The sequence below is a fragment of the Comamonas sp. C24C genome (assembly GCF_053345995.1).
In genome coordinates this window covers 21,894-47,582 of record NZ_JBKFBC010000018.1, presented here as the reverse complement: position 1 = coordinate 47,582, position 25,689 = coordinate 21,894, and the positions used below count along the sequence as shown (strand labels likewise).

The window sequence follows — 25,689 nt, the reverse complement described above, 5'->3', positions numbered from 1 at the left end:
CCAGGCTCAGGCCGTGTCCTTTCTGATGCGGAATGCCGCCGCATACATGGCGGGCAAGGCCAGCAGGGTCAGCACGGTCGCCACGATCAGACCGCCCATGATGGCCACCGCCATAGGCCCCCAGAACACACTGCGCGACAGCGGGATCATGGCCAGCACGGCTGCTGCCGCCGTCAACACGATGGGACGCAGCCTATGCACAGCCGCCTCCACAATCGCATCCCAAGCCGGTACGCCACGGGCACGTCCGCTTTCGATCTGGTCGATCAGAATCACCGAATTGCGCTGAATCATGCCCATCAAGGCCACGACACCCAGCAGTGCCACAAAGCCGAAGGGGCGATTCAGCAGCAACAAGGCTGCCGCCACACCGGGTATGCCCAAGGGGCCGGTGATAAACACCAGCAGTGAACGGCTGACGCTGCGCAGTTGCAGCATGAGCAATGTGAAGGTCAGAAACAGCAGCACCGGGATACCCGCAACGATGGCGCCGGAGCCCTTGGAGCTTTCTTCCACGGCACCGGCCACCTCGATGCGATAGCCGGTGTCACCAGCAGCATGCCAGCCGGCTTCCATCTTGCGCAGTTGCGGCAACAGCTCGTTGGTCAGCGTGGCGCCCTGCAGGCCCTCACGTACATCGCCTTGAACGGTAATCGCGAAGTTGCGCTTTTCGCGCCACATCACGCCCGGCTCCCAGACCATGACGGGCTTGGCAATCTGCGTGAGCGGGATCGACTGGCCGTTTGCCGTGGTGACATAGACAGTCGCGATATCAGTAATGGCATCCCGATCCTGCTTGGGCGGGCGCATCACGATATCGATCAGCTTGTCGCCTTCACGGAACTGCCCCACGGTGGTGCCGCTGAAATTCATGCCCGTGGCTTCGGCGATCGACTGGCTGGTCACACCCAGGGCACGGGCCTTGTCCTGGTCAACCTGCAGGCGTATGACCTTGACGGACTCGTTCCAGTTGTCGTTCACGCCACGCATGTCGACATTGGCCTGCATGAGCGCCTTGACTTCATCGGCGTAGGTGCGCAGCTTGGCCGGGTCCGAGCCCATCACACGGAACTGCACCGGATACTGCACGGGCGGCCCATTGGGCAGCAGCTTGGAACGCGCCCGCACCTCGGGGAATTCCTCGGCCATCAGCGCCGGCAGCTGCTTGCGGATTTCCTCGCGCGCCTTCAGATCCTTGGTCACCAGAATAAACTGGGAAACGTTGTTCTGCGGAAAAACCTGGTCCAGCGGCAGGTAGAAGCGCGGCGCTCCGGAGCCTATCCACTCGCTGACGGACTCCACGCCGTCGAGCTGCAAGAAGCGCTTTTCCACACGCAGCGTCACTTCCTTGTTGGCCTGCAGGGAAGTGCCCTCGGGAAACCATATATCGACCAGCACTTCGGGACGGCTGGAATCGGGGAAGAACTGCTGCTGCACCTTGCCCATGCCGGCCAGGCCCAGCACGAACACCAGCACCGTGGCAGCTATCGTCAGCCAGCGGTGCTGCACGCACCAGTTCACCGTGCGGCGGAAGCGGTTGTAGAACGGCGTGTCGAACAGCTCATGCTCGCCCGCATCGGTGTTGATTCCGGCCTCTTCGGCCGACACCTCTCCGGACGCAACCTCGGGCGGCAGCTTGGCCGCATGCGGCGGCTTCTTGAGCAGCAGCAGACCCAGATAGGGCACGAAGTACACGGAGGCGAACCAGCTGAGCACCAGGGCAATCACCGTCACCGCGAAGATGGCGAAGGTGTATTCGCCTGTCATGGACTTGGCCATGCCGATGGGCAGAAAGCCGGCAGCCGTGATCAGTGTGCCGGTCAGCATGGGCTTGGAGGTGATCTCATAGGCAAAGGTGGCCGCACGGTACTTGTCGTAGCCTTCCTCCATCTTGCGCACCATCATCTCCACGGCAATGATGGCGTCGTCCACCAGCAGTCCCAGCGCAATGATGAGCGAGCCCAGCGACACCTTGTGCAGACCGATATTCCAGTACCACATGGCCAGGAAGGTCGCCGCGAGCACCAGCGGAATGGTGATGCCCACCACCAGTCCGGGACGCGGGTCTATATACCAGCGCTTCCACAGCGGATGCTGCCCCGGGCGCTTGTGCAGACCCAGGCTCAAAAAACTCACAGCCAGCACCACGACCACGGCTTCGACCAGCACCTGGAGAAACTCGCTGACCGAATCCGCCACCGCCTTGGGCTGGTTCTGCATATTGCTCAACGTCACGCCCACAGGCAGGCTTTTGGCGATGCGCTCCGTGGCCTGCGTCAACGCCTTGCCCAGGGCAATGATGTCGCCGCCCTTGACCATGGAAACCCCCAGGGCCACCGTGGGTTCGCCCTGAAAACGCACCATGACATTGGCCGGATCAGCATAGCCTCGGCGCACTTCGGCGATATCGCCCAACCTGAACTGCGCCCCACCCTGGCCGATGATGGGCATGGCACGCAATTGCTGCAGGTCGTTGAACTGGCCCTGCACACGCAACACAATGGTTTCAGCAGGCGTCTGCAAGGTACCGGCCGATGCCACGGCATTTTGCTGGTTGAGCTGGTCGAGTACCTGCTTGAGGTTCAGCCCCATCTGCGTGGCTTTGTGCGACAGCTCCACATAGACCTTTTCGTCCTGCACGCCGAACTGCTCGACCTTGGCCACATCGGGCACCTGCAGCAGCTGTTGACGCACATCGTCGGCCAGGGTCTTGAGTTCCGCGTAGCTGAAGCCCTTGGCCTGCAACGCATAGATCACGCCATAGACATCGCCGAAATCGTCATTGAAGAACGGCCCCTGCACGCCCTGCGGCAGGGTGTAGCGCATGTCCCCCACTTTCTTGCGCACCGTATACCAGAGCTGCGGCACTTCCTTGGGGGGAGAGTAGTCCTTGACCTGGAAGATGACTTGCGACTCGCCAGGCTTGGAATAGCTGCTGATCTTGTCGGCATAAGGCACTTCCTGCAGCGTGCGCTCGATCTTGTCCGTCACCTGCTGGGCCACCTGCTCGGCCGTCGCACCAGGCCAGTAGGTACGAATGACCATGGCCCGGAAGGTGAACGGCGGGTCCTCATCCTGCCCCAGCTGGAAAAAGGCCGCAAAGCCCAGCAGCATCAGCACGACGATGAAATAGCGTGTCAGCGCTACATGATCGAGCGCCCAGCGGGAAAGATTGAAATGCGCACCACCGGTCTTTTTGTGTCCAGTGCCGCTCATTTGCCCGCCTCCGCAGCGACTGCAGGCTGAGACGCTCCAGATTCAGGAGCATTCTGCGTTTTATCCACCTGCGTTTTGGACTGATTTGATACAGAGTTTTGTGGCGGCTTGGCGTATTTATCGCGATATACCGTCACCTTCTGGCCCGGGGTCAGCACATGGGCGCCTGTGGCCACCACCTGCATGCCAGGTTGCAGACCCGAGGCAATCACCGCCTCGTTGCCGTCGGCGCTGGCAATCTGCACCGGCTGCAGCTTCACCGAGCTGCTGGCCGCGTCATAGAGCCAGACGGCCGTACCCTGACCGTTACCCCCCTCCTGGCGCAAGGCCGTGGTTGGCAACTTGATGACCTGGCTGCCTACGGCTTCGCGGCTCACGCCCATGCCCTCGGGCATGACATGCACGGTGGCTCCCAATGCGGGCAGGTCCGTTCCCTGCAGAGCGGCCTTGACCACATAGGTGCGTGTGGCCGGATCGGCGCTGGCCGCCACCTCACGCACCAGGGCGTTGATCACGCGCGACTCATCCGACCAGGGTCTGACCTTGACGCCTTGCCCAGGCTTGATGGCGCTACGGCGGTCTTCCGGCACGCTGAACACCGCATCGCGCGCACCATCCTGGGCAATCCGCACCACGGGTGTGCCGGCCGCAACCACCTGACCGGGCTCGGCCTCCACGCTGGTGACCACGCCATCGGCATCGGCCAGCAACTGGGTGTAGTTCTCCTGATTGGACTGACTGGAGAGCTGAGCCCGCGCCTGGTCGAGCGATGCCTGGGCCGCCTTCAGATTGGCCTCGTAGCGCTCCATCTCAGCGGCGCTGATGAAGTTCTGTGCACGCAGGGTACGAAAACGCTTGGCATTGGCATCGGCCAGATCACGCTGCGTGGTGGCCGAGGCCAACTGGGCGCGCGCGGCATCGGCACTGAGCTGATAGTCACGCGCATCCAGGCGCGCCAGCACCTGTCCGGCCTTCACATGCTGGCCCAGCTCCACCTCGCGCCTGGTGATCTTGCCCGCCACGCGAAAGCCGAGGCGAGACTCCACACGGGCCCGCACATCACCCGAATATTCCTGTGCAGATTCGATCTGCCCCTCACCCACGGTCACCAGCTTGACGGCACGCACCGGCTCGGGCGCAGCCTCCTTCTTGGAACAGGCCGACAACATGACAGCAGCCGCCACTATGGACAGCGCAGCCAGGGGCACGGCAGGCCGGCGCGGCAAAGACAACATTGCAAAACGACGAGAAGACGAAACAGCCATGGTGTTCTGGGCTTGTAAAAATAGGAAAAGCGCAGCCGCCGGGCAGGCCGCTGCACCAAAGTCAGCGCTGATTGTGCACGCACGTGCGCTTTTGCGCCGTCTTTTTATGGGCTGGAGCAAGCCGGCAAGCCCGCCCGGTCCACAATACGGGCGTGAACCATATGCCCCCAGCAAGCCCCGCCGCCAATGCGCCGGCCAGCATCAACCATTACGAAAATTTTCCCGTCGCCTCCTGGCTGTGCCCGCCACGGCTGCGTGCGCCCATCGCCGCCATCTACCACTTTGCGCGCACCGCCGACGACCTGGCCGACGAGGGCCAGCACAGCGCCGAGCAGCGCCTGGCACAGTTGCAGCAATATGCCGCCGATCTGCAGCAGCTAGGCAGCGCCGGCGAAGCAGCGATGCTGATGCGAACTTCCTGGCCCCATATCTTTGGCCCGCTGGCAGTCCAGGTCCAGGCCCATGGCCTGCCCAAGCCATTGCTGGCCGACCTGCTCAGCGCCTTCGAGCAGGATGTACGCATGACGGCCGCCCAGGCCCACTACACAGACATGGCCCAGTTGCTGGATTACTGCCGCCGCTCGGCCAACCCGGTCGGCCGCCTGCTGCTGCATCTGTATGGCGTGGTCAACGCCAAGGCACTGATTCAGAGTGACGCCATCTGCACCGCGCTGCAGCTGATCAACTTCTGGCAGGACCTGAGCCAGGACTTGCCGCGCCAGCGTCATTACCTGCCGGATGCCGATCTGGCCCGCCACGGCCTGGTGCGCAGCGCCATCAAGCCGGAAGCAACGGCATTGACGCCCGAGCTTCAATCTTTGCTCGGCGAGCTCAACCGCCAGGCCCGCAGCCTGATGAACCATGGTGCGCCCCTGGTACATCAACTGCCCGGTCGTACGGGCTGGGAGCTGCGTCTGGTCGTTCAAGGCGGCCTGCGCATGCTGGACAGACTGGACGCCATGCAGGGACGCAACCTCTATCAGCGCATCAAGCTGGGCAAGCTCGATATGGCCACCATGCTCTGGCAAGCCCTGCGCATGTAAGCGAAGCAGATAGCCCTGACCCCTTTCTGTATATGCGCAGTTCGCTATTGAATTTGAAGTCCAACCAGGCGCATGCCGCGCATTTCACTGTTGTGCCGGCCAACGACCCGCGTCATGGGACAATGCTCCCCCTATGAATCCGGATCAGTACGTCCAAGACAAAGCCGCCTCTTCGGGCAGCAGCTTCTATTACGCCTTTCTCTTCTTGCCCAAGGAGCGCCGCGCCGCCATCACGGCTTTCTATGCCTTCTGCCGCGAAGTGGATGACGTGGTCGACGAGGTCACGGACCCCGGCGTGGCAGCCACCAAGCTGGCCTGGTGGAAGACCGAGGTGCACAGGGCCTTCACCAGCCAGTCAGCCCATCCCGTGATGCAGGCATTGATGCCCCACGCCAAGACCTATGGCATCGAAGAGCGCCATCTGCAGGCCGTCATCGAAGGCTGCCAGATGGATCTGGATCAGACCCGCTACCTGGACTTCGCGGGTCTGCAGCGCTACTGCCATCTGGTCGCTGGCGTGGTCGGCGAAGTCGCCGCCCGCATCTTCGGCCAGACCGACGAGCGCACAACCGAATACGCCCACACGCTGGGTCAGGCCCTGCAGCTGACCAATATCATCCGCGACGTGGGCGAAGACGCCATGCGCGGCCGTATCTACCTGCCCATCAGCGAGCTGCAACAGTTTGACGTCAAGGCCCACGAGATCAACAAGCGCGAGTATTCGGATCGCTTCACGGCGCTGATGCGCTTTCAAGCCGAGCGTGCCCACAGCCTTTATGACAAGGCACTGGGTCTGCTGCCCGATGCCGATCGCCACGCTCAAAAGCCCGGCCTCATGATGGCCAGCATCTATCGCACCCTGCTGCGCGAAATCGAGTCCGAGAACTTCCAGGTGCTGCACCAGCGCATCAGCCTCACGCCGCTGCGCAAATTCTGGCTGGTCTGGAAGATGCAGGCGCTGGGCCGCATGTAAGCGCGCCATGCAAGTTGCCATCATCGGTGGCGGCTGGGCCGGCATGGCTGCCGCAGTACAGCTCTCGCTAGGCGGCCATCAGCCCACGGTTTTCGAGGCCGGTCGCCAGCTCGGTGGCCGGGCCCGCAATCTGGAACTGCCGGGCGGCAGCTTCGCCGACAACGGCCAGCATATTCTGATCGGCGCCTATGCCGAATGCCTGCGACTCATGCACGCCGTGGGCGTGGAGCCGGAGCAAGCCCTGCTGCGCAGGCCACTGGCCATGCGCCATGCCGATGGCAGCGGCCTGAGCTTTCCCGAGCTGCCCGCGCCTCTCGACGCCCTGGTCGGAATTGCCAGCGCCAGCGGCTGGTCGCTACGCGAACGTGCCGCCCTGCTGGGCAGTGCCCTGCGCTGGCGCCTTCAGCGCTTTCGCTGCGCAGATGCTGCAACCGTTGCCGATATCTGCAGCGGTCTGCCGCGACGCCTGCTCGATGAATTCATCGAGCCGCTGTGCGTGTCGGCCCTCAATCTTCCAGCCGCACAGGCCAGCGGCAGCATCTTCTTGCGCGTGCTGCATGACGCGCTGTTCGCGGGCACGGGCGGCTCCCATTTTCTGCTGCCGCGCTGCGGACTCGGCGATCTGTTTCCGAATCCGGCCGCGCAATGGCTGCAAGGCCGGGGGCATGCCGTGCATACGGCCAGCCGGATTCAGGAACTGATCCCCCAAGGCCGGCAATGGCTGCTGCGCAGCTCCCAAGCGGCACTTGAGCCGGCACTGGAACAAGCGCGTTTTGATGCAGTGCTGCTCGCCTGCCCACCTCAGGAAGCAACCCGCCTTGCGCTGCTGGCCGCAGAAGACCAGCGCCTGCCCGCGCGTGACGCGGTGGCCTACCAGCATTGGGCAAAGGGCGCGCAGGCCCTGGAGCACACTGCCATTGCCACGGTCTATGCCCGCACCGGCCAGCGCCTCGCGCCCGCGATGCCCTGGCTTGCATTGCGACCCGACGCCCAGGCTCCGGCTCAGTTCGTGTTCGACCGCGGTCACCTGCAGCCCTCCGATGGCGCCCAGCAAGGTCTGATGGCGTTTGTCATCAGCGACTGCCGCACAGACCGCGAGACCCTCGAGCGGCTGGTGCTGGAACAAGCCCGGGAACAGCTGGGCTGGCAGGACATTCAAGCTGTGCTGACCGTGGTTGAAAAGCGCGCCACATTTGCCTGCAGGCCCGGTGTGAAGCGCCCGAGCATGGAGCTGGGCCATGGCCTCTGGGCTTGCGGCGACTATGTGAGCGGCCCCTACCCGGCAACGCTCGAAGGTGCGGTGTGCTGCGCACTCGAGGCAGCCGAGCAACTGGTCCGCAAGGACCAGGACTGAGCAGCTCTAGCGCAAACCCTATCAGCACAATCCTGATGCCCAGATCGCGCTGCCGCAGGCCGTTTGACAGCGATTTGACAGCCACAGTTGCAACCATGGCTTGAGAGGCAATCTCTCAGCCGCATAAAGCCAAAAGCAACGGAGACAACATGGCATCCACGTTCGACAAGTCCACTCACGAAGTTCTGAGCATCTCGCGCCGCCATCTGCTGACCGGCGCCGGAGCCCTGGCCTGCAGCAGCATACTGCCCGGCATGGCCCGCGCTGCCGATGACAGCTGGCCCAACCGCCCGATTCGCTTTGTCGTGCCGTTCGCGCCCGGCGGCAGCTCTGAAATCGTGGCCCGCTCCACCGCAGCCGAGCTGTCCAAGACCATCGGTCAGAACGTATTCGTGGACAACAAGCCCGGTGCCGCGGGCAATATCGCCATGCAGGAAGTGGCTCGAGCCGATGACCAGAGCACGGTCATCCTCGGCCATATCGGCACACTGGCCGTCAACCCCTATATTTTTGACAAACTGCCCTGGGACCCGAAAAAGGACTTTGTGCCCGTGAGCCTGCTGGCCAAGGTGCCAAGCCTCTATGTGGTGCACCCCGATCTGCCCGTCAAGAACATTGCCGATCTGGTGGCCTATGCCAAGAAGAACCCCGGCAAGCTCAGCTATGGCTCGGCCGGCAACGGCAGCGCGGGGCATCTGGCATTCGAATATCTGAAGATGACGGCCGACATCTTCATGCTCCACGTGCCTTATCGCGGCACCGGCCCCATGATGACCGACCTGCTCTCGGGCCGTCTTGATGCGGCCTCGGTCGGCGCCGCCGCGCTGCTGCCCTTCATCAAAGCCGGCAAGGTGCGCTGTATCGCCACCGGCTCGACCAAGCGCCTGCCACAGCTGCCCGATGTGCCCACCGTGGCCGAGCAGGGCTTTGCGGGCTTCGAGATGACCCAGTGGTATGGCATGCTGGCCCCTTCCAGCCTGCCCCGCGCCCATGTGGACAAGCTGGCCGCAGAGTGCGCCAAGGCCGTCAAGGCACCCGATGCGCTCAAACGCCTGCAAGGCGACGCGGCCGAACCCATTGGCAGCACGCCGGAGCAGTTTGCCCAGTTCATCAGCATCGAGCAGAACCGCTGGCAAAAAGTGCTCAAGCGCGCACAGGTGAAACCGGGTTGAACCCCGAGGCATCTCGCCTTCCCCCTTCTTTTCGGAAGGGGTGAGAAATCCTCATTGCGGGGCCGGCCTTGCTGGATGCACTGGGCCGGTCAGTGCCCTATGGCACAGCGCGTGGCGCGGCTTAATGGCTCTCAATCCACCACTGGATGATGATTTTGGCGAGATAGCCGACAAAGCCCACGCCCAGACCCAGAAAAATAACAAAGGTGCCGAACTTGCCTGCCTTGGACTGACGCGCCAGCTGCAGGATGATGAACACCATGAACAAGATGAAGGCGCCCACGCCCCAGGTCAGGAAAAAGTGGGCAATCTGCTCTTCCGTATAACCGAATATCACGACAACCAGGTCCTTACAGCCTTTGCCAGGCCCTGGTCGCGCAGCGCTCAGACGGCAGGCACCATCGCGTCATCCCTGGCAGGGAATGCAGAGGCATCCACCAGGTCCCGATAGGCGTGCCAGCTGGCATGGCCCAGCAGGGGCATCACAACCACCAGCCCCAGCAGATAGCTGCCAAGGCCCAGCAAAGTCAACATCACAATCAGCGCCGCCCACAAGGCCATAGGGCCCGGGTTGGCCAGCACCACGGACCAACTGGTCAACACGGCCTGACGCACGGTCACTCGCCTGTCCAGCATCAGCGGCATGGCCACCACGCTGGACGCAAAAATCGGAGCAGCCAGAAAGCTGCCCAAAGCCATCCATTGCACAAACAGCTGACCATCTCTGGCCAGCACCACATGCGCAATGAAATCCTGCAGGGTTTGCACACGCACGGGCGACATCACGGTGATCAGCGACGCAGAAATCAGCACCCAGCCCGTGGCCGCCAGCGCCAGCAAGGCGCCGAACCGAACCATGCACCAGTACCCTCCCCGGCCCGTGGCATGGCAGCTCTGCCATTGCGTCCAGGTGCGGCGGATCAGGCCCCAGTCTGCCACCTCACCGCGCTCGATGGCCCGGCTGATGGCATAGAGGCTGGTGGCTACCAGCGGCCCCACCACCAGAAAGCCCGACAGGGCTCCTGCCATCAACCAGAAGCGATTGTGCCCCAGGGTCAGGATTGCTGCACCGATCAGGATCAAGGCCAGACCATGGGCCAGACTGATTAACGGAGCCTTAGAAATGTCCTGCAAGGCTCTGGACAGCCACACCAGAGGCCGGCTCCAGGCAATGGTTCGCACAGGTGCCAGTGGAGGCGGCGTGAGAAGGCAGGCAGACAGGCAGGTAGGCATAGGCGGTCCTTGTTCGCTGACCCGCAAAGCTCCCGCTCGTCCCGGTCAACGATCTGCCAGCCCCTGACACAACTGCCAAAGGCTGGCGACTGTGACGTGGGGTTCAGGACCCACGCAAGGCCATGCTACCTGCCCGCGGTTGAGCCAGACTGCGTGCATACCCGCATCCATGGCGCCCCGGGCATCGAGCTCTGCATCGTCGCCGATGTGCAGCACATGCTCGGGAGCCACGCCGGCCGCATCCGCTGCGGCCTGGAAAAACCGCGTCTCGGGCTTGGCCATGCCGGCTCCGCTGGCAGACAGCGAGGCGCGAAAATGCTCGCCGATACCCACCACATGCACATTCGCATTGCCATTGGACAGGGCCACCACCGGCCAACGCTGCGAGAGAAACTGCAGCGCCGGCAAGGCGTCGTCAAACAGCTCGACCCGCTGGCGAGCGGCAAAGAACTCGTCAAAGGCCGGTTCGGCCAGGGCAGGATCGTCGCCGGCGCGGGTCAGCGCCAGCCGGATGGACTCGCGGCGCAAACCGCTGAGGTCGGCTTTCAGATCCGGGCGCAATGTCACGATTTCATGGCGCAAGGCGCGCACCTTGTCCGTATCGCCCAGGTGCTCGGCCGTACTGGGAGCATGCTGCGCGAGCCACTGCAGCAAAACGCCCTCTGCCTTGGCAATCGTGGGCCAGATGGGCCAGAGCGTATCGTCCAGATCCAGGCTGATGGCGCGAATCTGGCCGCTGTGGCGCAGGCGCTGAAGGGTTTCAATGGCAGGGGCTGTGGTGTCTTGGGATTGCATGCCCCGAAGAATAGCGGCCCGGCTAATGCCGCAGAGCGGCTGCGCCTATCCGATTAGCTGACACAATTGCGCCATGCCATCACGCTTTGCGCCCGAACCCCGCTTCCGTCACGACCAATCCGCACGCACCGGCATCCTGCTGTGCAATCTGGGCACGCCAGCCGCCCCCACGGCTGCAGCAGTGCGCCCTTATCTGGCGGAGTTTCTCGGTGACGATCGCGTGGTGGAGATTCCCAAGCTCGCCTGGTTGCCGATTCTGCACGGCATCATCCTGCGCACGCGTCCGGCCAAGTCGGCCGCCAAGTACGCCACCGTCTGGCATGAAAAGGACGGCTCCCCGCTGCTGCACTGGACCACGCGCCAGGCCACCTTGCTGCGCGGCTGGCTGGGCGAGCGCGGCCACAATGTGCTGGTACTGCCGGCCATGCGCTACGGCACGCCGTCCATTGCGGCCCAGCTGGATGCACTCAAGAAAGACGGCGCGACGCGCATCCTGATCCTGCCGCTGTACCCCCAGTATTCGGGCACGACGACGGCCAGCGTGTTCGATGCCGTCTACGACTGGGCCAGGACCCAGCGTCACATTCCCGAACTGCGTTTTGTCAACCGCTACCACGACGATGCCGGCTACATCGAAGCACTGGCGCAGCGCATCGAAGCCCACTGGCGCGGCCATGGTCGCGGGGAGAAGCTGGTCATGAGCTTTCATGGTGTGCCAGAGCGCACCCTGCATCTGGGCGACCCCTATCACTGCGAATCGCACAAGACGGCACGCCTGCTGGCCGAGCGGCTCAAGCTCGGCAACGAGCAGTATCTGGTGACCTTCCAGTCGCGCTTTGGCAAGGCCAAATGGCTGGAGCCCTATACCGAACCCTCGCTGATTGCCATGGCCCAGGCCGGCACCCGACGCGTCGATGTGGTCTGCCCCGGCTTTACCAGCGACTGCCTGGAGACGTTGGAGGAAATCAAGCAGGAGGCGCGTGAAGCCTTTTTGCATGCGGGCGGCCAGCAGTTCGAATACATCGACTGCCTCAACGACAGTGCGCCCTGGATGACCGCACTCTGCGATATTGCCCAGCGGCATATGCAAGGCTGGCCCACCGGGCGCGAGGACGATGCCGAGCTCAATGCCCGCGCCCAGCACGCCAAGGCGGCCGGCGCGCCGCTGTAGGCGGCCATCCAGCGAACTGGCACGGCATATGCTGCCTCCGGCAGCATGCATATTCACGCCCGCTCCATTCGCTATTTCGACATGATTCGCCGTTGCGGCTCCATACGGGAAGCCGCACGCCATCTTCATGTGGCTTCGTCGGCAGTCAACCGCCAGTTGCTGCAGCTTGAGGACGAAATCGGCAGCCCGCTGTTCGAGCGCCTGAGCTCGGGCCTGCGGCTCACGGCCGCTGGCGAGGTGTTTTCGCGCCATGTGATCACGGTGCTGCAGGACGAGCACCGCCTCAGCACCGAACTGGAGCTGCTGCGCGGCGTGCGTCGCGGCTCGGTCAGCGTGGCCGCCGTGGAAGGCCTGAACGCCGACCTGATGCCGGCCGTGCTCACGCAGATGCACAGGCGCTACCCCACGATTCAGATTCATGTGCGCACCTGCGGCTCCCAGCAGGCGGCACAGGCCGTGATTCAGGGAGATGCGGACGTGGGCATAGGCTTTTCGGTCAAGCGCCATGACAATCTGCGCCAATGCACCATGGGCCGCTTTGCGCTGGGTGCCATCGTGCCACCCAAACACCCGATTGCCCAACTGGAGCGCGTGGACTTTGCGCAATGCGCGACCTTTCCGCTGATTCTGCCCACGCCCGAACTCTCCATGCACGACTTGCTGCAACCCCTGCTGGCGCACCACAAGCGTGCATTGCAGGTGTTGCTGGAAACCTCGTCCATCGAGCTGGCCAAGAGTCTTGCCGAACGCGGCGTGGGCATTTTCTTCCAGAGCCGCCTGGGGCTGGAGCGCGAGCTGCGCGAAGGCCGGCTGGTCCATGTGCCGCTGGATACTCCCACCACGCTGTATTCCGAACTCGGCGTCTATGTGCGTGCAGGACGCACGCTGCCATCGGCACTCGACGCCTTCAACCGCATCGCGGCCGATGCCATAGAAAGCCGCGAGGACGAGGAAAGCGTCGCCCTGCGTGAATGGGTGGCACGCACGCAGACCGCCGCTGCGGCGGCTTCCGCCAGTAGCTGAGCCCGCCCTCTCCTACGCCCGCACCGGCATTGTGCGCATCACCTCTCGCGAATGCACCAATGCCGTGCAGCGCTTTACCCGCAAGCGATTAGCGCTCACATTTTTAGATCACCCCGCAGCAAAAGCTGCGCTATCCAGCACGGACTGCGCTTTCTAAACTGACTCCAGTTCTTCAGTTTCTGGACGCCATTTGTGAGCACCTCTGCCCTCCCCCTCATCGACATCAGCGGCCTGCGCAGCCATGACCCTGTGGATCAGCACCTGGTGGCCGAGCAGCTGCGCCAGGCTTGCGAACAGCGCGGCTTCTTCTATATCACCGGCCATGGCATAGACCCGGCACTGATCAGCAGCCTGTTTGCCGCCAGCCAGCGCTTCTTTGACCTGCCCATGACCGAAAAGCTGGCCGTGGACAAAAAGCTCTCCCGCTGCAATCGCGGCTATGAGCCGCTGCGCGCCCAGACGCTGGAGAGCGGCGCACCGCCCGACCTCAAGGAAAGCTTCTATGCCGGCGCCGAGGTCGCGGCCAACGATGCACGCGTGCTGGCCGGCCGCTTCAATACCGGCCCCAACCAATGGCCCGAAACCCTGCCCGACTTCCGCGCCGTGATGCAGAACTATTACCAGGCCGCCTACGGCCTGGGCGCGACCATTGTGCGCGGCCTGGCCTTGTCTCTGGGTGTTCCGGTCAGCCACTTCGACGGCTATCTCAAGGAGGCCGCCGCGACCCTGCGCCTGCTGCATTACCCGCCGCAGCCCGCCAACCCTGAACCCGGCGAGAAAGGCTGCGGCGAGCACACGGATTTCGGTGGCGTGACCTTGCTGCTGCAGGACGAGGCCGGCGGCCTGCAGGTCTGGGACAAAGATCTCGGCAGCTGGATCGACGCGCCCCCCGTGCCCGGCGCCTTCGTCGTCAACATCGGCGATCTGTTCGCGCGCTGGACCAACGACCGCTATGTCTCCACCTTGCACCGGGTCATCAATGTCTCGGGTCGCGAACGCTATTCCGTGCCCTTTTTCTTCACGGGCAACCCGCTGCACAAGGTGGAATGCATTCCCACCTGCCTGGACGAGGGCGAGCTGCCCAGATACCCGGCTGTCACGGTGGAGCAGCACCAGATCGAATGCTATCGCCGCACCTACGGTTGACGGAGGCCACGATGACAAGCTCACGCAATATGGTGCTGATCCACGGGGCCTGGCAAGGCAGCTGGGCTTTTGCGGCCTGGACGCCGCTGCTGCAGGCCCGAGGCTGGAAGGTGCTTGCCGTCAATCTGCCGGGCAACGATGCCGCCGCCGAAGACGACAGCTGCGCCAATCTCGACGGTTACACCGCCCATGTGCTGCGCGTGCTGGAATCGCTGAATGGCCCTGCCGTGGTGGTCGGTCACAGCGGTGGCGGCATGACGGCGTCTCAGGTCGCCCAGGCCGCCCCCGAGCGGGTCAGCGCCCTGGTCTACCTGGCCGGAATGATGCTGCCCAGCGGCATGAGCTATGGCGATGTGATCGCACAATGCCGCGCCGCCGATCCGGGCTTTGACTACCAGGGCATAGGCCCGCATCTGGCCTGGAACGAGCAGCGCAATGCCAGCAGCGTTCCGCTGGAAGCCGCCATGGCTTTGTTCCTGCATGACTGCCCTCCGACCGCAGCGCTCAAGGCCGCCAGCCGTCTCTGCGTCCAGCCCGAAACGGGCCGGGCCATGGTGAACCGGCTCAGCGCCGAGCGTTTTGGCCGGGTGCCACGTATCTATGTGGAATGTCGTCAGGACCGCTCCGTGACGCTGCCGCTGCAGCAGCGCATGCAGCAGCTCACGCCGGGTGCCAGGCGCATCAGCCTCGACTGCGGCCATGTGCCACAGCTGGCCTGCCCTCAGGCCCTGAGCGACGCCTTGCTGCCGGCTTTAGACGAAATTCAATCAAAACCGTTTATGAGCTTGCGCATGCCGCTCATCAATGTATAGCAAGCAATTACCCAAAACTCGCATTCTTCAGGAGTTATTCATGACGCGCCCCGCTACCTACTTCAAACGCTCCGCCCTTTTCGCCATGCTCGTCGCCTGTGGCGCAGCGGCCCAGGCAGCCGACAAGCTCACGGTACAGCTCGACTGGCTGCCCGGGGGCGACAAGTCCTTTGTCTATGCCGGCGTGCAGCAAGGCTTTTTCAAGGACGAAGGCCTGGACGTGAAGATTGTTCCCGGCCGAGGCTCGGCCGATGCCGTGACCAAGGTGGCCTCGGGCTCTGCCGATGTGGGTTTTGGCGGCATCTCGGCGCTGATGATGGCCGCCGCCGAAGGCAGGATTCCCGTCAAGGCCGTGATGTCGCTGTATTCCAAACAGCCCGATGCGCTTTTCACGCGTGCCGACAGCAAGATCAGGAGCCTCAAGGACATGGAAGGCAAGACGGTGGCCATGCCCACCTTCTCCTCGTCGAATGCCCTGTGGCCCATCGTGCTGCAGAAGAACGGCGTGGACGCCAGCAAGATCAAGGTCATCAAGTCGGACCCGGCGACGCTGGCACCCATGCTGGCCCAGGGCCGCGTGGACGCGACCATCAACTGGGTGACCGTGGCTCCGGCTTTCGGCTCCGTGCTCAAGCAGGCCAGCAAGGAACTGTCGGTCCTGCCCTGGACGCAGTTCGGTCTGGACGGCTATGGCTGGTCCGTCATGGCCAGTGACAAGACCATCAAGGAGCGCCCCGAAGTGCTCAAGCGCTATGTGCGGGCACTGGGCAAGTCGCTGGAGTTCTCCATCCAGAACCCGCAAAAGGCAGCCGAGTCGCTGAAGGCCCAGGTGCCCGAGGCCGACACTGCCGTGGTCAAGGCCGAATTTGAAGCCTCCATCCCGCTGCTCAGGAACGAGATCAGCCAGCGCGACGGCCTGGGCAAATTCGAGCCCCGGCTGCTGGCTGCCACCTGGGGCTGGGTGGCCCAGTCCATGAGCTATGACCTCAAGAAGGTCGACCCGGAAACGCTGGTGGATCGCCGCTTTCTGAGCCAGTAAATCCCATGCGAGGGCGGCACAGCGCCGCCCTCACGCCCTTGTCCTTTCCTTGATCGCCTGCCATGCAATACGTAATCGATCTGAACGCGGTCACCCAGACCTTTGTCTCCAGCGATGGCAGCCCTGTCACGGCCCTGCAGGGCGTGGACCTGCATCTGCGCCGCCACGAATTCGTCTCGCTGATCGGCCCTTCGGGCTGCGGCAAGTCCACCATATTGCGACTGATTGCGGGCCTGATCCGCCCCAGCAGCGGCGAGGTGCGCATCTTCGATCTGCCCGTGACCGAACCACGCGACGAGATCGGCATGGTGTTCCAGAAGCCCACGCTGCTGCCCTGGCTCTCGGTGCTGGACAACATCACCTTCCCCATGCGCCACAAATACGGCAATGTGGAAATGAAGGAAGAGGCCCGCGCCCAGCAGCTGCTGGAGATGATCGGCCTCAGGGACTTCGGCCACAAGCGGCCCCACGAACTCTCGGGCGGCATGCAGCAGCGCGTCGCGATCGCACGCTCCTTGCTGCATGACCCGGACATCCTGCTGATGGACGAGCCCTTTTCGGCGCTGGACGCGCTCACACGCGACGAAATGAGCCTGGAGCTGCTGCGCATCTGGAACGAGCGCCCCAAGACCGTGGTCTTTGTGACCCACTCCATCCAGGAGGCCTTGCTGCTATCCGACCGCATCGTGGTCATGAGCGCCCGCCCTGGCCGTGTGGCCGACATCATCGATGTGCCGCTGGCACGCCCGCGCAGCATGGCCACTCTGGCCGATCCCGTGTTCACCGAAATGGCCAACGAGATTCGTCTCAAGGTCTTCAGCAAACACCCCGCACACGCCTGAAGATCCTCCCGCAGCCCCAAGAGGCCCCCTATGTCTGCCCTCATACAACGCCATGCTTCGCTGCTGGTTTTCCTCGCCGTCCTGCTGTTCTGGGAGTGCGCCTGCCGCCTGGCGCATATACCCGAGTACATTTTTCCCGCTCCCAGCCAGATCTGGCTGGCTGCTGCCGAGATGGGGCTGCAGCGCTGGCTGGAGCATGTCACGGCCACCTTGCAGGTCGCGCTCATAGGCTATGCGCTGGCGATCGCACTGGCCATTCCGCTGGCCATCGCCATCACGCGATCGCAGCTGCTCTCGAAAATCATCATGCCCTGGCTGGTGGTGATCCAGTCCACCCCCATCGTGGCCGTCGCTCCCATCATCGTCGTCACTCTGGGTGCAGGCCTGCTGCCCCGCGTGGTCATCACCACGCTGATTGCCTTTTTCCCGCTGGTGGTTTCCACGGCCCTGGGCCTGGCTTCGGTGCCGGCAGAGCTGGTGGAGTTGTCGCGCTCACTGCGCGCCACCACCAGCCGCCAGTACTGGCAGATTCGCATGCCGTTTGCCGTGCCCTATGTGTTTTCGGCCCTCAAGGTCTCCATCACGCTGGCCATTGTGGGCGCCGTGGTCGCCGAGTTCGTGGCTGCGGAAAAAGGCCTGGGCTATCTGATCCTGTTTGCCACCTCCTCCTTCAAGGTGGCCGTGGCCTTTGCCGCACTGGCACTGCTGGTGCTGTGCAGCCTGCTGCTCTATGGTGGCGTGCAGCAGCTGCACAAGCGCCTCTTTCCCTGGAGCCAGAGCACTCCAGCCTGATCAACACAAGGACCGCCACCATGACAGACAAGAACTTCCCCCCGCAGGGCCTGACGCCCTCTGCCGAACAAATCCAGCGCAATCTGCGTCGCGCGCAGGCCGTGGCCCAGCGCGCTACACGAATGGGCCACCACCCCTTCGGCGCCGTGCTGGTAGGTCCCGACCAGGAGACCGTGCTCATGGAGCAGTGCAATATCGACACCGTCAACCACGCGGAATCGACCTTGGCGCGCATGGCGGCCACCAATTACACGGCCGACTTTCTCTGGAGCTGCACGCTCTACACCAATGTGGAGCCTTGCTGCATGTGCGCCGGTACGGCCTACTGGGCCAATATCGGTCGCATCGTGTTCGGCATGACCGAACACCGCCTGCTGGAATGCACGGGCAGCCATGGCGAGAACCCGACCATGAGCGTCTCGTCGCGTTATGTCTTCGACCATTGCCAGAAGGCCGTGGAGCTGATCGGCCCCGTACCCGAGATGGAGGCCGAGATCGCCGCCCAGCAGCAAGCCTTCTGGGCGCAGCGCTGAGGACCAAGCCAGCAGGAGGCTGCCATGCTGCTCACCCACCCCTCGTCACCCCAGGCCGCGCAGGCCCTGGCCCGCAAGCTCGGCGATGCCGCCTGCTTCATCGCCGGGGGCACGCTGCTGCAGCAGTCATGGGCAGAGCCTCGTCTGGCGCCGTCGGCCACGCATTTCATCAACGTGATGCACTGGCCCGAGATGCAGCAGATCAGCCTCGGCCCGCAATATCTGCACATCGGTGCAGGCATGCGGCTGGAGGCCGTGCGCCGTCACCCCTGGGTTCAGCAGCACGCCCCCGTGATCGTCCAGGCCCTGGACCAGCTAGGGGCCATGGGAATACGCCGCCTGGGAACCCTGGGCGGCAATATAGGCTGGGGCGAAGGCGACTGCTGCCCGGTATTGCTGGCCATGGATGCGCAGGTCGAGTTGACGGACGGCAACCTGCAGTCGCTGGCGCAGACGCTCAAGCTCATGGACCGGCCTCTGATGCTCTCGTTCCTGCTGCCGCGCAGCGATGTGATGGAGCCCCGGCCACTGGTGTTCGAGAAGGTCGGCTATCGCGCGGCATTCTCCCCCGCGCGGCTGCGCCTGGCCTTGCGCTGGAGCGATGCACAAAAGCGCCTGAACCTGGACCGCATTGCGGCGGCAGCCCCGGGCATAGGCGTGCACCGCCTGCAAGCCACGGAAAAGCTGCTGAGCTATGCGCAGGAGTTGCAGATCCGGCCCTCCCTCGGCGATATACGCACGACCTGCGAGCAAAGCCTGCCTCCCGATCTGGCCCGGATTGCCAGCCGCCTGATTGCCGGACATTGCGGGCTGCTGGCCTGAACCATCATGGAATTCCACACCCCTCATCACATCCGCGAGCTGGGCCTTGAGGCTTTACCGGTCCGGCCCGATGCCGGGGCCAAGCTCGGCGGCAACCCGGGCTTTCTGAGCGACCGCATTCAGCCGGGTCAGCTGCGCGGAGCGATTCTCGGCAGCCCTCATCCCCACGCGCGCATTCTGCATATCGATACCAGCGCCGCCCAAGCCCTGCCAGGCGTCCATGCCGTGGTCACCCATGCCGATATCCCCGGCATCAAGCACTATGGCTTGCGCAAGGTGGACCGGCCCGTACTCTGTATCGACAAGGTGCGCCATGTGGGCGACCCGGTCGCCGCCGTTGCGGCCGTGGACATGGAGACGGCGCGGCAGGCTCTGGCGCTGATCCGGGTTGACTACGAACGCCTGCCCCCGGTCTGCGACCCGGTCGCCGCGCTTGACGGCACGGTGGCCTCCGGGCAGCCAGTCCATCAGGACGGCAATCTGCTGCATGCCGCCAGCCACCGCCAGGGAGACATGTCTGCTGCCCGGGCAAGCACAGTGCACCGGGTGCAGGACAGCTATGTCACGCCACGCCAGATGCATGCCTTTCTCGAGACCGAAGGCGGTGTGGCCGAGCCCGATGGCGCGGGCGGCCTGCGCCTGTTCTTCGGCGGCCACAACCCCGCGCGGGAAAAGCAGGTCATCGCCGACATGCTCGGCCTGCCGCACGACAGGGTTCACGCCGTGGCCACACCCGTGGGCGGCTCCTACGGCGGCAAGGACGAGTTGACGATTCAACCCATCGCGGCCCTGCTGGCCTGGAGGGCGCAGCGCCCCGTGCGGTTGCACCTGACACGTCCGCAATCGGTGGATCTAGGTGTCAAGCGACATCCCATGCAGATCGAAATGCAGACCGGCTGCGATGCAAAGGGGCGGCTCACCTACCACCAGGTGCGGATAGTGGCCGACACCGGGGCCTATGCCACGCATGGCCCCGAGGTGCTGGATGCCGCGCTCGAGCATGCCCCCGGCCCCTACCGGTATCTGGCACTGGACCTCGGCGCCAGGCTGGCCTATACGAACAACGGTATCGCCGGTGCGTTCCGCGGCTTCGGCGCCGTGCAGGTGCAATTTGCACTTGAGCAGCAAATGGACAGACTGGCTGCGCTGGTCGGCATGACAGCTGACGCGTTTCGCGCCCTCAATCTCGCCGCTCCCGAGGCACCTGGCCCGCTGGGCCAGCATGTCGTTCCGTTCGACGGCGCCCAGCGCGCACTCGATGTCGCCCGCCAGCAAGCGCTGTGGCGCGGGCCGCATCGCTGGGCCAGCGCGGACGGCCGCCATCTGCACGGCGTGGGCCTCACGCTGATCCATCGCAGCGACGGCTTTGGCAAGGGTGGCCCAAGTGACTGCCGCATGGAGCTGGCCCTGGCCGCCGACGGTGCGATCGAGTTGCGCTGCGGCTTTACCGAGCTGGGACAGAACCTGGTTGGAACCATCCAGAGCCTGGGCGCGCAGCATCTGGGCTGCGCAGCCGACGCGATTCGGCCGGTGCTGGGCGATACCCGGCTGACGCCCGACTCGGGCCCTGTGGCCGCCTCGCGCGCCACCACGCTGGTATGGCGCGCCTTGCAGGAGGCGGCCCGGCCCTGGCAGCAAGCCTTGCTCCTGGCCGCCGCAAGACTGCTGCCCGATATCCCTCTGCGCTGCGGCGCATGGGGCCTGGAAAGCGCTGCGGGCCTGTGCCTGAGCTACGCCGATCTGGCAAGGGCATCGGGCGAACAAGCGCCCTGTATCTCCTTAGACCTGCGCGCAGAGGACCCGGAGGGCAACGCGCATGACACCCACTTCGTCTTCGGAGCCTGCGCCGCCATTGCCCAGGTACGCGTCGACACCTGGAGCGGCATGGTCCAGGTGCAGCGGCTGGTGATGTGCACGGCCCTGGGGCCCGTGACATCGGCCCAGGGCTATCTGGGTCAGATGGAAGGCGGCGCCGTCATGGGCCTGGCCATGGGCACGCAGGAGGAGCTGGCTTGCCTGGACGGCCACTACCAGGCACGCAATCTCGACGGCTATCTGATCCCCACGCTGGCCGATGCCCCTGAAATGCAGGTGCTGGCGATCGAGAACCTTCCCGAGGGCGATCCCATAGGCCCGCGCGGAGCCGGCGAGATCAGCGTCAACCTGGCCCTGCCCGCAGTGGCCAATGCCCTGGCTGCCGCACTGCAGCATCCCATCACGCAACTGCCCATGACCCCGGAGCGCGTGATCGTGCTGCTGGAGGCGGGCGCGGAGTCCTCCACACCATGACGACGACCCACATCCCGGAGCACGGTGGCAAGCCAACCGCAGCCAACGCAAAGGAGGCCCCGGCTTTTGTGCTACAGCTGAATCTGAACGACCAGCCGGCCAGCGCCAGCTGCAGCCCCGATACCCGGCTGCTGACCTTGCTGCGCGAGCACTGGCAACTCACCGGGGCCAAGCCCGGCTGCGAAGTGGGGCGCTGCGGCGCCTGCATGGTCTGGCTCAACGGCGAGCCCGTGAATGCCTGCCTGCTGATGGCCTATCAGATCCAGGGCCAGACGGTGCGCACCATCGAGTCCGTGGCACAGGACAGCGCCAGCGAACCCGTGCGCGACGCTCTGGCGCGCTGCGGCGGCGTGCAATGCGGCTATTGCACCTCCGGCATGGTCATGAGCATGAGCTGGCTGCACCAGCAGCAGCCCCGCCCCACAGCCGCCGAGGCCGAGGCCCAGATGTGCGGAAACCTTTGTCGCTGTACGGGCTATGGCGGCATCCGGCGGGCCGTGCAGGAGCTGTTTCCGGCCGAACAAAGCGCATGATTGCTCAAGTTTGATAGCTGCAATCGCTTACTCACAAAGCGAATCAGCCACTTTTAACCACGGTTATCAGAAACCACGCTGTTTGTTCGCCGGTTCATGACCCCAGGCAATAAGCAGACAAGTTTTTCTTGGTTGGCCCTGTCGCGGCAAGGCCAGGACAATAGAGGCCCTGGGCATAGCCATGCCCCTGATGAATCGGCTTTGCCGACTCCTGCCATGAAAAACTCTCTGACACGCTATGCACTAGGTCTGGGCTTGAGCCTGGGCGCCAGCAGCTGGGCGCTCGCTGCCCAGCCCCTGCTCAACCCCGAACAGCTGCAGCCTCTGCTGCAGCAGGCCGATGTCCGCCTCATCGATATCCGCGACCCCAAAGCCTTCGAGGCCGGCCATATCGCACAGGCCGCCAACGCCCCCTACGGCAAATGGCGCGGCCCGGCCACCAATCCTGGCGAGCTGCCCGACCAGGCCAAGCTGGTGGCGCTGGTGCAGTCCCTGGGCCTGACGCCAGCCACGCATGCCATCGTGATCTCCAGCGGTGCCGATGCCACGGACTTTGGTGCCACGGCGCGTGTGTACTGGACGCTCAAAAGCCTGGGCCTCAAGGAGCTGTCCATCGTCAACGGCGGCATGAAGGCCTGGGAAGGTGCAGGCAAGCCCCTGGGCAAGACCCAGGTGCAGATTGCGCCCAGCAGCTACGCCCCGACTTTTGACGCCAACTGGCTGGCCACGCAGCAGGATGTGGGCAAGCATATCGACCTCTCCAATGCGGCTCTGGTGGACTCGCGCCCCGACGCCTTCTATCTGGGCAAGACCCGCGCACCCGCCGCCAAGCTCTCGGGCACCCTGCCCGGCGCACAGCAACTGGATTTCAATCAATGGTTTGTGCCCGGTACCTCACGGTTCGTGGATGCTGCCAAGGCCCGGGAAATCGCTGCCAAGGTCCAGCGCCCGCAAGGCCAGGACATGGTGGCCTTCTGCAACACCGGTCACTGGGCGGCCACCGACTGGTTCGGCCTCTCCGAAATGGCAGGCCTGCCCAATGTGAAGCTGTATGCGGGCTCCATGGTGGACTGGACGCAGTCCAAGGACGCGCCGCGCATGGCCAACCAGCCGGGCCGCGCCCAGTCATTGGCCTATGACGCCCAAAAATGGTGGGAAAAAACATTCAAGTAACCCCCTGAGTCGCTTCGCGCCTTCCCCCCAAGGGGGACAGACACCCTCGCTGCGAGGCGGCTCTTGCTTGGTGTCTCTGACTTGGTGTGTGGCGGTTTTACAAGCCTCGAACTCTTGAGGCACTGAATTAACACTAAAAACATGAAACGACTTCCCATAACGGCCTTGCTGGCCGTTTTCTTTGGCTGGCTGCTGTGGTCGGTCTCGGTGCGTCAGGCGGCGCTGTTTGCCGTGGGCATAGGCCTGGGCGCGGTGCTGGCCGGCAAACGATTTGGCTTCACCACGGGCTGGCGCATGCTGGTCGAGGAAAAGGACGGCAGCGGCATCTTTGGCCAGTTGCTGCTGCTGGCGCTGGCTGCGGCACTGGCCATGCCTTTGCTGGGCCATTTCCCGGAGCTGACGGCAGCTCTCGGCCCACCCAGCATCAGCCTGCTGGTCGGTGCCTTTGTCTTCGGCCTGTGCATGCAGATCGCCGACGGTTGCGGCAGCGGCACCCTCTACAAGGCGGGCATGGGCATCCCCATGAACACCGCCATACTGCCCTTGTTTGCGATCGGCAGCTTTCTGGGCAGCCTGCACCTGGGCTGGTGGCTGGACCTGGGCAATACGGCCCCCGTGGGCCTGGTCACGCAATGGGGCTGGGCTCCAGCGCTGATCGCCACGCTGGTCGCGCTGGCCGTGATCGCGGCAGGCGTGGCCCTGTATGTGAAAAAGGCCAATGCCGCCCTGAACCGCCCGGCCAAGCCGCTGCTGGTGCGCAAATGGCTGGTGGGTGCCGTGCTGCTGGCCATCCTGGCCACGCTCAACCTGATCATTGCGGGCCAGCCCTGGGGCGTGGTCTACGGCTTTGGTCTGTGGGCCGCCAAGATCGCCAATGCCACTGGCGCCGTCGACCTGGCCAGCAACTGGTTCTGGAGCCAGCCCGGCAATGCGGCACGCCTGCACGAAACCGTGCTGCTGGACGTGACCAGCATCACCAATATCGGGATTCTGGGCGGCGCATTGTGGATTGCCGCCGGCAAGCCCGCGGCAGCCAAGGCACTGACAGGCACACAATGGGTCGTGGCCCTGCTGGCGGGACTGGTGCTCGGCTACAGCTCGCGCCTGGCTTTCGGCTGCAATGTGGGCGCCATGCTCTCGGGCATCTCCACCGGCTCCATCCACGGCTGGATCTGGGTCCCACTGGCATTTGCAGGCACCATCTTCGGCCTGCGCATCCGCCGCCATTTCGGCTTCTGAGCAAGGAACAACCATGACCTCACCAAGCACCTTGCGCACCGTATTCTGGGCCGTGCTGCTCGTCTTTCTGGCCTGGGACTTTCATACATCGCCGGCCATCGACCTGCGCTTCGAAGCGCCGCTGATTGCAGCCGGCTCCGGCCAGGCCGCACAGGGCGGGCATTGCTCCATGCCTGCCGGCAAGTAGGCGCTTCGAACCTACCCGACGCCCTGCCCAAGGAATGGTCAGGGCGTTTTTCTTTGGGGCCTGCTCAGGCCTCGGGCTTCTCCAGCTCGAAGCCGGCCGCCTCCCAGGCCGTCAGGCCACCGGACAATGGCCGGACATTATGAAATCCCGCACGCTGCAATTGCCTGGCCACGCGCGCGGCGGAGATCTCGTCGGGGCAGTCGCAATACACGACAAGGCCATGCTCATGCCGCTCACGCGGCAGCAAGTGCTCGTAGGCCGCCCTGCCCTTGCCCTGATGCTCCAGCCAGGAGCTGGCACCGGGAATATGACCCTGACCGAAGAGCAGGGGTTCGCGCACATCGATCACCGTCGGCGTGATGCCCTGGGCATTGAGCCCCGCCAGTTCCTCGACCGACATGCGCGGCATCTTCAGCGAACGCACCACGCGCTGCCTCTGCCACCACTTGCGTGCCACGAAGACCGCGAACGCCACGCACAGCAGCAGCAGCCCCCATTTGCCCAGGGCCGTCAGCACATCGAGCAGATCCTGCACCGTGGAACTGAACAGCGAGCCCAGAAACACCGCCGAGCCCACCCAGATCAGGGCCCCCAGGGTATCGAACAACACAAAGGTGCGCAGCGGCGTGCCCACCACGCCGGCCAGTGCGCTGGCGATGGAGGCAAAGCCCGGCACGAACTTGGCCACCAGCAAAGACCTGGCGCCCCAGCGACCATAGACGGACTCTGTCTGACGGATGCAGGCATCGGGCGAGAGCGAAATGCGGCAGATACGTCCCAGCACCCGGTGCCCATAGGCTCTGCCTGCGTGGTACCAGAACACATCGGCCATCAGCGCTGCGGCCACCGCAATCACGGTCAGCCAGCCCAGGCGTGCCAGGCTGCCGCCCTCCAGCGCTCCGGTCACCACCAGCACCGGATAGGCCGGAATGGGTGCGCCCAGCTGCTCCACCAGCACGTTGAGAAAGACAATGCCGAAGCCGTATTCCCGAATCAGATCGACGACAAAACCCATGACCCACGCTCCTTACCCCGAC

Annotated in this window: 24 protein-coding genes; 18 read left to right on the top strand and 6 right to left on the bottom strand. The window is 64.3% G+C overall.

The window, feature by feature from the left end; all coding sequences use genetic code 11:
- Window positions 1-6: 6 nt before the first annotated feature.
- Both ACLBXN_RS23755 and ACLBXN_RS23750 read right to left on the bottom strand, forming a co-directional pair.
- Window positions 7-3,216, bottom strand: coding sequence for an efflux RND transporter permease subunit (locus tag ACLBXN_RS23755; RefSeq protein ID WP_447613782.1), 3,210 nt, complete (start codon window positions 3,214-3,216; stop codon window positions 7-9).
- Entirely contained in the window at window positions 3,213-4,451 is a 1,239-nt protein-coding gene (locus ACLBXN_RS23750) for an efflux RND transporter periplasmic adaptor subunit (RefSeq protein ID WP_447613781.1), read from the bottom strand. Before ACLBXN_RS23750 ends, ACLBXN_RS23755 begins: the two co-directional genes overlap by 4 nt.
- A gap of 191 nt (window positions 4,452-4,642) precedes the next feature.
- Here ACLBXN_RS23750 and hpnC point away from each other — a divergent pair, with 191 nt between their 5' ends.
- From hpnC to ACLBXN_RS23730, 4 genes are all read left to right on the top strand, one after another.
- A complete protein-coding gene (gene hpnC, locus ACLBXN_RS23745) occupies window positions 4,643-5,524 on the top strand; it encodes a squalene synthase HpnC (RefSeq protein ID WP_447613785.1) in 882 nt (293 codons plus the stop codon).
- Window positions 5,525-5,657: 133 nt separating this feature from the next.
- Window positions 5,658-6,497, top strand: a complete 840-nt coding sequence (gene hpnD, locus ACLBXN_RS23740) for a presqualene diphosphate synthase HpnD (RefSeq protein WP_003057509.1) — start codon at window positions 5,658-5,660, stop codon at window positions 6,495-6,497.
- Between the two features lie 7 nt (window positions 6,498-6,504).
- Window positions 6,505-7,851 (top strand): hydroxysqualene dehydroxylase HpnE, encoded by a 1,347-nt coding sequence (gene hpnE, locus ACLBXN_RS23735; protein ID WP_447613780.1) that lies wholly within the window; start codon window positions 6,505-6,507, stop codon window positions 7,849-7,851.
- Between the two features lie 149 nt (window positions 7,852-8,000).
- Complete coding sequence (locus ACLBXN_RS23730) at window positions 8,001-9,023, top strand: Bug family tripartite tricarboxylate transporter substrate binding protein (protein ID WP_447613779.1); 1,023 nt, start codon at window positions 8,001-8,003, stop codon at window positions 9,021-9,023.
- 121 nt (window positions 9,024-9,144) lie between these two features.
- Here ACLBXN_RS23730 and ACLBXN_RS23725 read toward each other — a convergent pair whose 3' ends face one another.
- Genes ACLBXN_RS23725 through ACLBXN_RS23715 form a run of 3 tightly spaced genes read right to left on the bottom strand, consistent with a single transcriptional unit; the run spans window position 9,145 to window position 11,051 of the window.
- The gene (locus tag ACLBXN_RS23725) at window positions 9,145-9,360 is read right to left on the bottom strand and encodes a DUF2788 domain-containing protein (RefSeq protein ID WP_003057514.1); all 216 of its coding nucleotides are present in this window, start codon (window positions 9,358-9,360) and stop codon (window positions 9,145-9,147) included.
- Window positions 9,361-9,407: 47 nt separating this feature from the next.
- Complete coding sequence (locus ACLBXN_RS23720; RefSeq protein WP_447613778.1) at window positions 9,408-10,256, bottom strand: DUF2189 domain-containing protein; 849 nt, start codon at window positions 10,254-10,256, stop codon at window positions 9,408-9,410.
- Window positions 10,257-10,301: 45 nt separating this feature from the next.
- Window positions 10,302-11,051 carry an HAD family hydrolase gene (locus ACLBXN_RS23715; RefSeq protein WP_082877459.1) on the bottom strand — a complete coding sequence of 250 codons (750 nt, stop codon included), beginning with the start codon at window positions 11,049-11,051 and terminating at the stop codon, window positions 10,302-10,304.
- Window positions 11,052-11,124: 73 nt separating this feature from the next.
- Here ACLBXN_RS23715 and hemH point away from each other — a divergent pair, with 73 nt between their 5' ends.
- The 14 genes from hemH (at window position 11,125) to ACLBXN_RS23645 (ending at window position 24,652) form a co-directional block, all read left to right on the top strand.
- On the top strand, window positions 11,125-12,222 hold the full coding sequence (gene hemH / locus ACLBXN_RS23710; protein ID WP_447613777.1) for a ferrochelatase: 1,098 nt from the start codon (window positions 11,125-11,127) through the stop codon (window positions 12,220-12,222).
- Window positions 12,223-12,267: 45 nt separating this feature from the next.
- On the top strand, window positions 12,268-13,245 hold the full coding sequence (locus ACLBXN_RS23705) for a LysR family transcriptional regulator (RefSeq protein WP_407715424.1): 978 nt from the start codon (window positions 12,268-12,270) through the stop codon (window positions 13,243-13,245).
- A gap of 192 nt (window positions 13,246-13,437) precedes the next feature.
- Window positions 13,438-14,391, top strand: a complete 954-nt coding sequence (locus tag ACLBXN_RS23700; protein ID WP_211455497.1) for an isopenicillin N synthase family dioxygenase — start codon at window positions 13,438-13,440, stop codon at window positions 14,389-14,391.
- Window positions 14,392-14,402: 11 nt separating this feature from the next.
- Window positions 14,403-15,203, top strand: coding sequence for an alpha/beta fold hydrolase (locus ACLBXN_RS23695; RefSeq protein ID WP_447613776.1), 801 nt, complete (start codon window positions 14,403-14,405; stop codon window positions 15,201-15,203).
- A 40-nt stretch (window positions 15,204-15,243) separates the two neighbouring features.
- Window positions 15,244-16,242: an ABC transporter substrate-binding protein gene (locus tag ACLBXN_RS23690; protein ID WP_447613775.1), complete on the top strand. Its 999-nt coding sequence runs from the start codon at window positions 15,244-15,246 to the stop codon at window positions 16,240-16,242.
- Between the two features lie 62 nt (window positions 16,243-16,304).
- Window positions 16,305-17,084, top strand: a complete 780-nt coding sequence (locus ACLBXN_RS23685) for an ABC transporter ATP-binding protein (RefSeq protein ID WP_447613774.1) — start codon at window positions 16,305-16,307, stop codon at window positions 17,082-17,084.
- 30 nt (window positions 17,085-17,114) lie between these two features.
- Window positions 17,115-17,876: an ABC transporter permease gene (locus ACLBXN_RS23680; protein ID WP_447613773.1), complete on the top strand. Its 762-nt coding sequence runs from the start codon at window positions 17,115-17,117 to the stop codon at window positions 17,874-17,876.
- 20 nt (window positions 17,877-17,896) lie between these two features.
- Window positions 17,897-18,409: a nucleoside deaminase gene (locus ACLBXN_RS23675; RefSeq protein WP_447613772.1), complete on the top strand. Its 513-nt coding sequence runs from the start codon at window positions 17,897-17,899 to the stop codon at window positions 18,407-18,409.
- A gap of 24 nt (window positions 18,410-18,433) precedes the next feature.
- On the top strand, window positions 18,434-19,231 hold the full coding sequence (locus tag ACLBXN_RS23670; RefSeq protein WP_447613771.1) for an FAD binding domain-containing protein: 798 nt from the start codon (window positions 18,434-18,436) through the stop codon (window positions 19,229-19,231).
- A gap of 6 nt (window positions 19,232-19,237) precedes the next feature.
- A complete protein-coding gene (locus ACLBXN_RS23665; RefSeq protein ID WP_447613770.1) occupies window positions 19,238-21,520 on the top strand; it encodes a xanthine dehydrogenase family protein molybdopterin-binding subunit in 2,283 nt (760 codons plus the stop codon).
- Window positions 21,517-22,053, top strand: a complete 537-nt coding sequence (locus ACLBXN_RS23660) for a (2Fe-2S)-binding protein (protein ID WP_447613769.1) — start codon at window positions 21,517-21,519, stop codon at window positions 22,051-22,053. Before ACLBXN_RS23665 ends, ACLBXN_RS23660 begins: the two co-directional genes overlap by 4 nt.
- Before the next feature lie 216 nt (window positions 22,054-22,269).
- Complete coding sequence (locus ACLBXN_RS23655) at window positions 22,270-23,226, top strand: sulfurtransferase (protein ID WP_447613768.1); 957 nt, start codon at window positions 22,270-22,272, stop codon at window positions 23,224-23,226.
- A 141-nt stretch (window positions 23,227-23,367) separates the two neighbouring features.
- Window positions 23,368-24,465, top strand: coding sequence for a YeeE/YedE thiosulfate transporter family protein (locus ACLBXN_RS23650; protein ID WP_447613767.1), 1,098 nt, complete (start codon window positions 23,368-23,370; stop codon window positions 24,463-24,465).
- 13 nt (window positions 24,466-24,478) lie between these two features.
- On the top strand, window positions 24,479-24,652 hold the full coding sequence (locus ACLBXN_RS23645; RefSeq protein WP_003057543.1) for a hypothetical protein: 174 nt from the start codon (window positions 24,479-24,481) through the stop codon (window positions 24,650-24,652).
- A 64-nt stretch (window positions 24,653-24,716) separates the two neighbouring features.
- Here the strand turns inward: ACLBXN_RS23645 and ACLBXN_RS23640 are convergent, their stop codons facing one another.
- Entirely contained in the window at window positions 24,717-25,667 is a 951-nt protein-coding gene (locus tag ACLBXN_RS23640) for a rhodanese-like domain-containing protein (protein ID WP_447613766.1), read from the bottom strand.
- Between the last annotated feature and the right edge of the window lie 22 nt (window positions 25,668-25,689).